10 protein-coding genes are annotated in these 11162 nt (G+C 63.5%); 2 read left to right on the plus strand and 8 right to left on the minus strand.

The features are described 5' to 3' along the window. Together VDP82_RS07720 and VDP82_RS07725 are read right to left on the minus strand one after the other, a co-directional pair. Nucleotides 1–1043 (minus strand): GMC family oxidoreductase (locus VDP82_RS07720; RefSeq protein WP_323014276.1); only part of this gene is annotated, 1043 nt, incomplete at its 3' end. Then, nucleotides 1040–1729, minus strand: coding sequence for a TetR/AcrR family transcriptional regulator (locus VDP82_RS07725; RefSeq protein WP_323014277.1), 690 nt, complete (start codon nucleotides 1727–1729; stop codon nucleotides 1040–1042). The genes VDP82_RS07725 and VDP82_RS07720, both read right to left, overlap by 4 nt. A gap of 141 nt (nucleotides 1730–1870) precedes the next feature. Between VDP82_RS07725 and VDP82_RS07730 the strand changes: the two genes are divergently transcribed. Then, nucleotides 1871–2779, plus strand: a complete 909-nt coding sequence (locus VDP82_RS07730; protein WP_323014278.1) for a shikimate dehydrogenase — start codon at nucleotides 1871–1873, stop codon at nucleotides 2777–2779. Nucleotides 2780–2781: 2 nt separating this feature from the next. Here VDP82_RS07730 and VDP82_RS07735 read toward each other — a convergent pair whose 3' ends face one another. Both VDP82_RS07735 and VDP82_RS07740 read right to left on the minus strand, forming a co-directional pair. Beyond that, nucleotides 2782–4680, minus strand: a complete 1899-nt coding sequence (locus VDP82_RS07735; RefSeq protein WP_323014279.1) for a bifunctional sugar phosphate isomerase/epimerase/4-hydroxyphenylpyruvate dioxygenase family protein — start codon at nucleotides 4678–4680, stop codon at nucleotides 2782–2784. 110 nt (nucleotides 4681–4790) lie between these two features. Next, nucleotides 4791–5696, minus strand: coding sequence for a LysR family transcriptional regulator (locus VDP82_RS07740; protein WP_323014285.1), 906 nt, complete (start codon nucleotides 5694–5696; stop codon nucleotides 4791–4793). 200 nt (nucleotides 5697–5896) lie between these two features. Between VDP82_RS07740 and VDP82_RS07745 the strand changes: the two genes are divergently transcribed. Further along, nucleotides 5897–7381: a sigma-54 dependent transcriptional regulator gene (locus tag VDP82_RS07745; protein WP_323014280.1), complete on the plus strand. Its 1485-nt coding sequence runs from the start codon at nucleotides 5897–5899 to the stop codon at nucleotides 7379–7381. 12 nt (nucleotides 7382–7393) lie between these two features. Here the strand turns inward: VDP82_RS07745 and VDP82_RS07750 are convergent, their stop codons facing one another. From VDP82_RS07750 to VDP82_RS07765, 4 genes are all read right to left on the minus strand, one after another. After that, the gene (locus VDP82_RS07750; protein WP_323014281.1) at nucleotides 7394–8506 is read right to left on the minus strand and encodes a sn-glycerol-3-phosphate ABC transporter ATP-binding protein UgpC; all 1113 of its coding nucleotides are present in this window, start codon (nucleotides 8504–8506) and stop codon (nucleotides 7394–7396) included. Nucleotides 8507–8514: 8 nt separating this feature from the next. Then, entirely contained in the window at nucleotides 8515–9432 is a 918-nt protein-coding gene (locus tag VDP82_RS07755; RefSeq protein ID WP_323014282.1) for an ABC transporter permease subunit, read from the minus strand. A 10-nt stretch (nucleotides 9433–9442) separates the two neighbouring features. After that, nucleotides 9443–10327, minus strand: a complete 885-nt coding sequence (locus VDP82_RS07760) for an ABC transporter permease subunit (protein ID WP_323014283.1) — start codon at nucleotides 10325–10327, stop codon at nucleotides 9443–9445. A gap of 67 nt (nucleotides 10328–10394) precedes the next feature. Beyond that, nucleotides 10395–11162, minus strand: a 768-nt coding sequence (locus VDP82_RS07765) for an extracellular solute-binding protein (protein ID WP_323014284.1), incomplete at its 5' end; no start/stop codon positions are given.

The raw sequence follows: 11162 nt of genomic DNA on the forward strand, positions 1-11162 counted from the left end.
TCGAAGAACAGGCAGGCCTCGATGCCGGTGGTGGTCACCGGGCCGGAATTGAACAGGAGATATTGCAGGCCATTGCGGATCATGTTCCAGCCAGTATCCTGGCCGAAATAGCCCGAGCGTCCCCTGGTGGTGGCGATGACCGGCACTTCGTGATGATCCTGAAGGTTGGAGCCCACGGGCAGATTGGCGCGTACGCCGATGCCATGCTCACGCAGATGATCGGCCGGGCCGATACCCGAGAGCATCAGCAATTTGGCGGTATTGTAGGTTCCCGCCGCCAGCAACACCTCGCGCTCGGCATGGACGCGATAGGTCTCGCCCCGCGCCTCATATTCGAGCCCGACGGCACGGCTGCCCTCGAAGAGCACGCGGTTAACCCGGGCCTGGGTAACGACGGTAAGGCGCTTGTCGTTCTTGAGGGCGTCGAGAAAGGCGATATTGGCGTCGGAGCGGCGCTTGCGCCCGTTCCAGAGCCCATAGGTATGCTGCATGATGCCGACGCCATTTTGCCGCTCGCCGTTGAAATCGGGGTTGTAGGCGTGCCCCAACCCCTGCGCGGCGAGCAGGAAATCCTCGGTGGTATCGCAGATATGTCCCGGCTCGGAAACGCGCAGCGGGCCGGCGGCACCATGATAGGCGTTGTTGAAACGGCTATTGCCCTCCAGCGACCGGAAATGGGGCAGCATGTCGGCATAGGACCACTCCGCCCCATTGCCCAAATGCGCGGCCCAGCCATCATAATCTTCCTTCTGCCCGCGCATATAGACCATGGCGTTGACGGCGCTGCCGCCGCCCAGCACCTTGGCGACGGGCACGATCGGGCCTCGTCCCCCCAAGTGTGGCTGCGGCACGGTGGCGTGCATTTCAAGAAAGGTGTCGCGGGCCAGATATTTCATATAGCCCGCCGGCATGGCCATGATGGCGTTGGTCGCGCTTCGCCCCCGCTCGACCATCAGGACGGAAAAGCCATGGTCACGCACCAGCCGCATGGCGGCCACAGAGGCCGCCGAACCGCCGCCAGCGATGACGAAGTCATATTTCATGGCAGCGCTTCCGCGATGGCCTCGGGCTTGAGAATATAGCGCAGCACCATCTCCACGGTATTGTGGCGCAGTCGCATCAGCATTTCGGGCGTGCCGAAGTCGCGGGCGAAGAGCGAGGAGAACGTCGCGCGGTTCGAGACGTTGAAAAAGCACAGCGCGCTGATCTGCCAATGGATCTCGAGCGGGTCGAGGCCGGAGCGGAACAGGCCTTCGCCAAGCCCGCGCTCATAAAGGTCGCGAATATGGGCGATGGCGGTAACGTTGAGGTCGCGCACCAGCGAGGAGCGCTCCAGATACTGGCCGTGATGGATATTCTCGATCATCACCATGCGGATGAAATCCTCATGCTGGTGATGGTGGTCGAAAGTGAATTCGACCAGGCGACGCAGACCCTCGAGCGGGCTCAATCCCTCGATGTCGAGTCCGGCCTCGCCTTCGCGCACCTGGCGATAGGCGTTTTCGAGGGCACTGAGATAAAGCCCCTCCTTGTCGCCGAAATAATAATAGATCATCCGCTTGGAGGCACGGGTCTTGGCCGCGATCTCATCGATGCGCGCGCCCGAAAGCCCATTGAGCGCGAATTCCTGCGAAGCCACCTCGATGATGTTCTGGCGCGTGCCTTCCGGATCCTGCCGGCGCGTCGACGGCTTTCGCGACGCCGGAACGATTGGTCCGGTGGATGGCATGAGCATGTCCCTTCGCATCGATGCCGCAATTGACGAAACTAACCAGTTCGTACATTGTGGCGCCTACCTTCCTGCTGTTGTACCGGCGGGCGGCGCAGGAAAACAAGGGCGCTCGCTGGGAGCGGCGGCGGAGGAGCCGAAATGTCCGGTTCGGATCAGCGTATCGAGCAGGCCTTCGAGAGCCTTGGGCGCAAAATGCACAACCCATCACAGGTTCGCATCGGGCTTTTCGGCCGAGGAATCGGCGCCTCGCTAACCCCGGTCATGCATGAGCAGGAGGGGCGCCGGCTGGGACTCGACTATCGCTACGACCTCATCGATTTCGACCGGCTCGGCCTGCGGGATGCGGATCTGGCCGCCATGCTGGCAGGCGCGGCGGCGCGCGGCTTTTCGGGGCTCAATGTCACCTACCCTTTCAAGCAGGCGATCGCCCCATTGCTCGACGCGCTTTCGCCGGAAGCGGCCGCCATCGGCGCGGTCAATACGGTGGTGTTCCGCGACGGGGGGAGCACCGGACACAATACCGATTGCTGGGGTTTTGCCGAAAGCTTCCGAAGCCATTTCGGCGCCATAGCGCTCGACCGCATCATCCAGATCGGCGCCGGTGGGGCGGGATCGGCGGTGGCGCAGGCCCTGGTCGACCTGGGGGCTGGAGCTCTCGATATCGTCGATGCGCAAGCAGAGCGCGCCCAAGCCCTTGCCGCCCATATTGTCCATCGGGGTGGGGCTGTTGCCCGTGCCGTGCCGCCCGATCAGGTGGCCGAGGCGCTCCGGGGTGCCAGCGGCGTCGTCAACGCCACGCCGGTGGGCATGGCCAAGCATCCTGGCCTGCCTCTCGATCCCGCTTTGCTGGGCGCGGGCCATTTCGTGGTCGACATCATCTATTTCCCCCGCGAAACCGCACTTATCCAAGCGGCACGGTCACAGGGATGCTCCGTTCTGCCGGGGGGCGGAATGGCCGTGCATCAGGCGGCGCGGGCCTTCTCCCTTTTCACCGGTCTGGCCCCCGACAGTGCTGCCATGGGCCGCACTTTCGCCGCTCACGCCTGAGGCTAGAGGCGCGGCATGGTGGCAGGCCGGACCTGCCGCTTCTGCGCGGCGATACGGAAGACGGCATTGGCCGCGCCATAGCCCGCATAGCCGCCCCGGCGCTCCACCACTTCGAAAAACCGGCCATCGGGCATGGCGGCGCTGTAAATCTGGAAAAACTCAGCACCAGCACCATCGCGGTCATAAAGGATGTTAGCGGCACGCAGGCGCTCCAGAAGCGCCGGCTCCAGTTCGAAGCGGGCATCGAGATCGTCATAATAGTTGGCCGGAATGCCGAGGCGGATAAAACCGCGCGCAGTCAGCGCCTCGGAGGCGGCAAAGATATCGGCGCAGGCAAAGGCGATATGCTGCACCGAGGAGCCGAAACTTTCCGTGATGAAATGGCCGGCCAGCGTGCGGTGGTTATCCGATCCATTGAGCGTGAGCCGCACCCCTTCCTCTTCGCTCTCGATCACCTGGCTGCGCACCAGGCCGGCCGGATCGACCACATCGACCATGGGCAGCTTCCGCGCCCGAAAAATCGACGTATAGAACAGGGCCCAGGTCAGCATTTCCTCATAATTCATCGTCTGGGCAATGTGATCGATGCCGGTGAGCATGCCGGCCAGCATCCTGGACGCAGGGAGGGAGGTAAATTCCACCTCCCAGACATCGGCCAGCGTCTCGTCGATGAAATAGAGCAGGCCACCACCCATGCCCCGAATGGCGGGGATGGCCAGTTCACCCGGTCCCCGACGCTGCTCAAACACCTCGGCACCCAGAGCGCGGGCGCGTTGCACGGTGGCAGCGGCGTCCTCGACGCGCAGACCGATCGCATAGGCATTGGTGCCATGGGTGAGATAGGCCGAGTAAGCCAGCCCTTCCTCTTCGCTATTGATCACCAGGTTCGGCCCGCCGGCTCCCCCCGGCTGACGCCACACCACCACATCCTTGCTGCGGTGGTGGGCATGGGGTGCAAAGCCCAACGCGGCAAATTGCGCCTCCAATTCCCCCCGCTCCGCCGCGCTGGCGGCGAATTCGATGAACTCCACCCCTTGTACGCCGATGCGCGGGGGCAGGTCTGGAAGCGAAGCGGCCAACTCCGGCGCGGTCTCGCGTAGCCCGTCCATGAGGTTGACCAGCGAACGATGCCCATCCACGGCGATGGAGCCGGGCGAGCCGCCGCGGAACTGGTCGTTGAAAATCTCCAGCGAGAGCGGTCCGGAATAGCCCGTCGCCAATACGGCGCGCATGAAATCGGCGATGGGCAGGTCGCCCTGGCCAGGCATGCAACGGAAATGCCGGCTCCATTGCAGCACATCCATATTCAGCAGCGGCGCATCCGCCAGCTGCACGATGAAGATACGGTCGCCCGGAATGGACCGGATGCTCTCGACCTCGATGCCGCGCGAGAGCGTGTGGAAGGAATCGAGAATGAGCCCGACATGGGCGTGCTCGGCCCGGCGCACCACCTCCCAGGCGTCCCGATGATCGTTGATATGCCGTCCCCAGGCCAGGGCCTCGTAGCCCACGCGCAGGCCGCGCGCCGCTGCCCGCTCCCCCAGCGCATGGAAATCGGCAGCCAGTCGGTCAATGCCGCCCAGCGCCGCCGGCGAAACGCTGGAGCAGACCAGCATCAGCTCGGCGCCTAATTCGCCCATCAGGTCGAACTTGCGTTCCGCCCGCTCGAAAGCGCGGGCGCGCTGCGGCTCGGGCAGGCCCTCGAAATCACGGAAGGGCTGGAACAGCGTCGTGGTAAGGCCATGGTCGGCGATCATGCGGCGGACATCGCGGGGGCTGCCGTCGAAGGCCAGGAAATCGGTTTCGAAAATCTCCACGCCGTCGAAACCCGCCGCAGCGATGGCCGCCAGTTTCTCGCGCAGATCCCCGCCGATCGATACGGTGGCAATCGAGGTCTTCATGGCGCATCCTCCCTGGACAGGAAGGGAGCCCCCTCCCGCAACGAGGCTCAGTATCGGGGCGCCGTTACCCCAATGCCATTACCAAAACAGGCGCAATTCATAACATCAGGTTATGGCCTACTCCCTCCTTTCAAAGCTTCCATTTCCGCGCGCAGCAGGGCGATGAAATGGAGGGCATAGTCGGAGATATCGATATCGCGCCGATAGGCGGCATAGGTCTGGAAGGTGCAATCCGCATCGATTTCGAGCCGCACCAGACCGGGGGCAGCGCCATGCGCCACGGTGAACTCATCCATGATGGCGATGCCCAGCCCCGCTGCCACCAGCCCGCAGACGGTGACGCCGAAACGGGCCTTGATGCTGGTGCGATAGTCGAGCCCGGCGTGGGTGAACATGGCATCCATGATCGCCCCATAGGGGTCCTTGGGCTCGATCCCGACAAGGGGATGTTCGGCCATTTCCGCCGGCGTGATGCGCTTGCGGCCGGCCAGGGGGCCATCGGCGGGCACGATGCAGAGCAGACGCCCACGCGCCAGCGGCTCGAAGGCGATGAGAGGGTGATCGAAGCGCGAGGACACCGCCACCATTTCGCCCCGCCCCAGCAGCAGGTAGTCGCTGGCCTCCTCGAGCTTGAGGATATCGATATCGAGCGCGAGATCGGCATAGCGGCGGCGCAACCGGGCCACGGCCCGGGGCATCATGACGCTGCCGATGCTGGGCACCGAGGCAACGCGCAGGGCCTCCCCCTTGCCGCGCCCCAATTCGTCCACCGCCAGTTGCAGATCCTCGATCTTGCGGTGCACGGTATCGAGCAGGTCGAAGATATTACGGGCCTGCGGGGTGGGCACGTAGCGCCCGGCGCGCCTGTCGAAGAGACGCACACCCAACGATTTTTCGGTATATTTCATCAGCCGGGAAATGCCGGGAGCGGCCACGTTCAGCAACCGCGCGGCGCCGGCAATGCTGCCGGTGACCATGATGGCGCGCAACACCTCGATCTGGCGCAGGGTCAGCATCGCCGCCCGCTCCGCTTCTGCCCCGTCATGGCCCCTCCTGCCCATTCTGCGTCATTGAATTGCACGGCTTCCGGCTTGTCCAGCGGCGCCTTGGGGTCGACAGGAAAAGTTTATGATTAATAGCCTCTTAAGACCCCTCCGCCATGCTGCTCCCAAATCGGCACACGATTCGATGCCGGATCAAGAAGACTGGGGTTTGGATGACGCGGGTTCTTGTAGTCGACGATGATCCAGTGCAGTTGCGCCTCACCGCCGAAGTGGCGAACCGGGCCGGGTTCAAGGCCCTGACGGCCACCAGCGGCGAGCAGGCGCTCAATCTGTTGCGCGACGACCGCAATATCGGCGCCATGATCCTCGATCTGGTCATGCCCGATCTCGACGGCATGGGCGTCATGGATGCGATGCGCCGCGAGGGGCTCACCACCCCGGTCATCATCCAGACGGCCAACGCCTCGCTCGAAACGGTCATCTCGGCCATGCGCAATGGCGCGGCTGACTATTTCGTCAAGCCGGTAGCCCCAGAGCGGCTGGTGATCTCGCTGCGCAATGCGCTCAAGCTCGACATTCTGGAAACCGCCATTCGCGCCGAGCGCGCCAAGCGCGCCGGCACACTGAGCGCCAGCGACATGATCGCCTCGGCCCCTGCCATGGCCCGCGTCATGATGTTGTCGGCCAAGGCGGCCAAATCCTCCATTCCGGTTCTGATCGAAGGGGAAACCGGGGTGGGCAAGGAGTTGATCGCTCGCATCATCCAGGGGAGCGGTGATCGCGCCGGCAAGCCTTTCATCACGGTCAATTGCGGCGCTATCCCGCCCAATCTGGTGGAGTCCGTGCTGTTCGGGCACAAGAAGGGCGCGTTTACCGGCGCCATCGCCGACCAGCAGGGCAAATTCGCCGAAGCCCATAATGGCACGCTGTTCCTCGACGAGATCGGCGAATTGCCCCTCGATATCCAGGTCAAGCTCCTGCGCGCGCTGCAGGAAGGGGAAATCGAACCGGTGGGCGCCAGCCGCCCCGAACGCGTCAATGTGCGGGTGATTTCAGCCACCAACCGGCGGCTGCTGAACCTGGCCAAATCCGGCGAGTTTCGCGAAGACCTTTATTACCGTCTCAACGTCTTTCCCATCTATGTTCCGCCCCTGCGCGAGCGCCGGGAGGATCTGTCGGCGCTGGTCGGCATGTTCATCGCGCGCTTTTCCGCCGAGGCGGGCAAGCGCGTGCTCGGCATTTCCCCTGCGGCGCTGGAACTGCTCATGGCTTACGACTGGCCGGGCAATATCCGCCAGTTAGAAAATGCGGTCTATCGCGCCGTCGTACTTACCGACGGAGCCTTCCTCGAATCCGTCGATTTTCCGCAGATCGTGGCCCAGCAGACGGGGCGGGATTCGGTGTTGCGCAGCGTCGAAACGCTGCCAGCGCCGGGCGCGCCCATGCATATCGACACCGCTCCGGCGCGGGAGCGCCCTGCCCTTGAGCCGATGGCAACGCCCGACCGCTTCCTCGACGACGCCGGCGAAATCGCCTCGCTGGCCGAGATCGAGCGCGCCGCCATCGTCTTTGCCATCGAGCATCATGGCGGACGCATGTCGCGCGTCGCCCGCGCCCTCAAGATCGGGCGCTCCACCCTTTACCGCAAGCTGCACGAATACGGCCTGGCCGAGGCCCTGCTCAGCGACGCGGCATAGACGCGGCCGCGATCAGGCGGAGACGCTGGCGGCAGGAGCGCGCTCCGGCTCCATTTCATCCAGACGCCGGCCAGTGTCGGTTGCGAAGGCATGGATATCGGCCTCGCCAAAGCCGAGATGGATGGGCATGCCGGTGCCCAGGGCGTCATTGCCGTTGTCGACCGCTATGATCGGGCTGCCATCGGCATCAGCGTAGATCAGGCGCGCGGCGCCCAGTTCCTCGATGTAGTCGACCACGGCGGCAACGGCGCCGCGTGTCCCGGACGCCACCCTGCGGATCAGTTCGGGCCGCACGCCAATGGCGACGTCGCGGTTTACAAACTGGCGGGCGAGTTCCGGCAGATGGATCATGCCGCCTCGCCCATGGCGGAAATAGCCATCCTCCCCCAGCCTTCCACGCAGCAGGTTCATGGCCGGCGAGCCGATAAAATCGGCGACGAACAGGCTGGCCGGGCGGTGATAGACCTCGGATGGCGTGCCCACCTGCTCGACAATGCCGGCATTCATGACAATGAGCCGATCGGCCAGCGTCATGGCCTCGGTCTGGTCATGCGTGACGAAAACCGAAGTGACGCCAAGACTGCGATGCAGATTGCGCACCTCGGCCCGCATGGCGACGCGCAGCTTGGCGTCGAGATTGGAGAAGGGCTCGTCGAAAAGGAAGACCTTGGGCTCGCGCACCATGGCGCGGGCCATGGCCACGCCTTGGCGCTGTCCGCCTGACAATTCGCCGGGTTTACGATCCAGATAGGGCTCGAGGCTCACCGAACGGGCGACCTTGGTCACCCGTGCCTCGCGCTCGGGCCTGGGCATGCCCGCGACCTTGAGCGCATAGCCGATATTCTGCCTCACGCTCATATGCGGATAGAGCGCGTAGTTCTGGAACACCATGGCACAGCCGCGCTCGCGCGGCTCGAGCGCGTTGACCACCTTGCCGTCGATGGCGATGGTGCCGGCGGTAATGTCCTCCAGCCCGGCGATCATGCGCAGCAGAGTGGATTTGCCGCACCCGGAGGGGCCGAGGATGACGACGAATTCGCCGCCCTCGATCTCGACATCGACGCCATGGACGACGTCGGTCTTCTGATAGCGCTTCTTGACGCCGGAAAAGGTGATAGCGGCCATGATCTGTCTCACTTGTCGCGGGTAATGAGGCCGCGCACGAACCAGCGCTGCATGAAGGCAACGACCAGGAGCGGGGGCAGCATGATGATGAGGGCGCCCGCCATGGTGACGTTCCAGTCGGGCGTGCCGTTCTGCGCCGGGATCAGCGCCTTGAGCTGCATGACCACCGTGCCGTAGTTGGCGCGGTCGGTGGTGATCAGCAGCGGCCAGAGATACTGGTTCCAGCTCGAAACGAACATGATGGTGGCAAGCGCCAGCATATTGGTGCGGCTCAGGGGCAGCAGCACATCGAAGAAAAAGCGGATGGGGCCGGAGCCGTCCATCTTCGAGGCTTCCACCAGTTCATCGGGAATCGTCATGAAGAACTGGCGATAAAGAAAGGTGCCGGTCGCCGTGGCCACCAGGGGCAGGATGAGGCCGGTATAGGAATTGAGCAGATTCCATTCGAGGCTGACGCGGACGCCCGAGATCGTCTCGAGCAGCCAGGTGATGCCGGCCATGTCCAGCAGCGCCTGGAAGGGCAGAAGGGCATTGGCGGCAATCGAATAGGTCGGCACGATGCGCACTTCCAGCGGCAGCATCAGGGTGATGAAGATCAGCCAGAAGCAGACCATGCGGGCGCGGAAATTGAAGAACACGATGGCGAAGGCGGAAAGCGAAGCCAGGACGATCTTGCCCGCCGTCACCCCGAGCGAAACGATGAGGCTATTGACCAGCTTGGGGCCGAGATCGGCTCGCGCCCAGGCCGCCTGAAGGTTTTCCCACAGATGGGCGGAAGGCCAGAGCACGATGGGCACCCGGCTTACCTCCTGCAGGGACTGGCTGGCAGCCACCAGCGTGATCCAGAAGGGCACGAGAATGACAACGAGGCCGAGCACCATGGCAGCGTAGGTGACGATGTTGAAGACGTGGGAGCGTTCGATCACGATATCGCCCTCAATTGTAGTGGACGCGCTTTTCGACCCATTTGAACTGGACGAAGGTCAGCGCGATGACGAGCAGCATCAGGATGATGGATTGGGCGGCGGCGCCCGAATAATCGAGGCCTTTGAAGCCGTCGAAATAGATCTTGTAGACCATCACTTCAGTGGCCCCGACCGGGCCACCCTCGGTCATCACGTCGATGAGGCCGAAGCTGTCTGTGAAGCTCGAAATCAGGTTCATGATGAGCAGGAAGAACACGGTGGGCGTGATGAGCGGCAATTGCAGGTCGAGCATGCGCCGCGCCGGGCGCGCGCCATCCATGGCCCCGGCCTCGGTGATCGAGCGCGGGATCATCTGCAAGGCGGCAAGGAAGAAGATGAAATTATAGCCGATGCCGAGCCAGGCATGGCAGACGATGACCATGGCCAGGGCGTGGCCGCCATTGATGGCGGGATTCCAGATGCCCGGCCAGATCTGGTTCACCGAGCCGATCAGTCCCGATTCCGGCGCGAAGATAAAGCGAAAGGCAACGCCCGCCGCCGGTGCCGCAATGGCATAGGGCCAGACGAAGACGGACTGGAACACCCTGGTGCCCTTCAGGGCCCGGTCGACGAACACGGCCAGGACCAGGGCGACGGCCATGGAGATGCCGGTCGTGCAGATGGCGTAGAAGGCGCTGCGCAGCACGGTACCCCAATAGTCCCGATCGCGGAAAATGGCGAAGAAATTGTCCATCCCCACCCAGCTATTGCCGCCGCCCCAGGGCTGTTCCAGCGTGAAGGCCCAATACAGCGCCTGCGCAGTGGGCCAATAAAAAAAGACCAGCACCAGAATGAGCTGCGGCGCGATGAGCAGCCAGGGCAGCACCCCGTTGCGATAAAAGGCGCGGCGTTCCATCGCGAGCCTCCCTGGATATCGGAAAAGCAAAGGCATGGACGGCTTGAGCCGCCCATGCGCGCAAGGATCAGGGGAGCTGGGCGCCCTTGTAGGTCTGCTCGAAGCGCCGCAGGATTTCGTTGCTCTTGGCGTCGAAGTCGACAAGGGCCTGCTCGGCGGGAGCATTGTTGAACAGCACGTTCTGAATGGTCTTGACCATTTCCTGGCGGATCGAGGCATAATTGCCCAGGCGGATGCCGCGGCTGTTTTCGGTCGGCGGAGTCGCGGTCAGGCTTTCGATGGCGACTTCGCGGCCCTTATAGGGAGCGGCGTCGTAGAAGCCATTGGCAACCATGGCGTCAAAGCCGGAATTGGTGACCGGAATATAGCCGGTGACGGTCGACCACCACTGGGCCTGCTCGGGCTGGGCCAGGAAGTTGTAGAAGGCGGCGGCGCCCTTGTATTCTTCTTCCGACTTGCCCTTGAGGGTCCAGAGCGAAGCACCGCCCACCAGGCTGTTGGTGCGCTCGGTGCCTTCCCAGACCGGCAGCATGGCGGAGGTCCAGTTCATGCCGTCGATCGCCTGCTTGCCGATGGTGCCATGGTCGGCGACAGAGCTCGAGGAAATCTGGCACTTGGCGTTGACGAAGGCGTCATTGGCGGTTTCGCCGGCATCCTTGCTCTTATGGACGAGCAGTCCTTCGTCATACATCTGCTTGAACCAGGCCAACTGCTTGACGAAGAGGCCCTGAGAAACGACCATCTCGGCATCGAGCCCGCCATATCCATTGCCCTTGGTGGCGATGGGCTGGTTGTGGATGGCGGAGAATTGCTCGAACCACTGCCAGGCGCCGGC

It is taken from the genome of Devosia sp. (assembly GCF_034675085.1).
GTDB lineage: Bacteria > Pseudomonadota > Alphaproteobacteria > Rhizobiales > Devosiaceae > Devosia.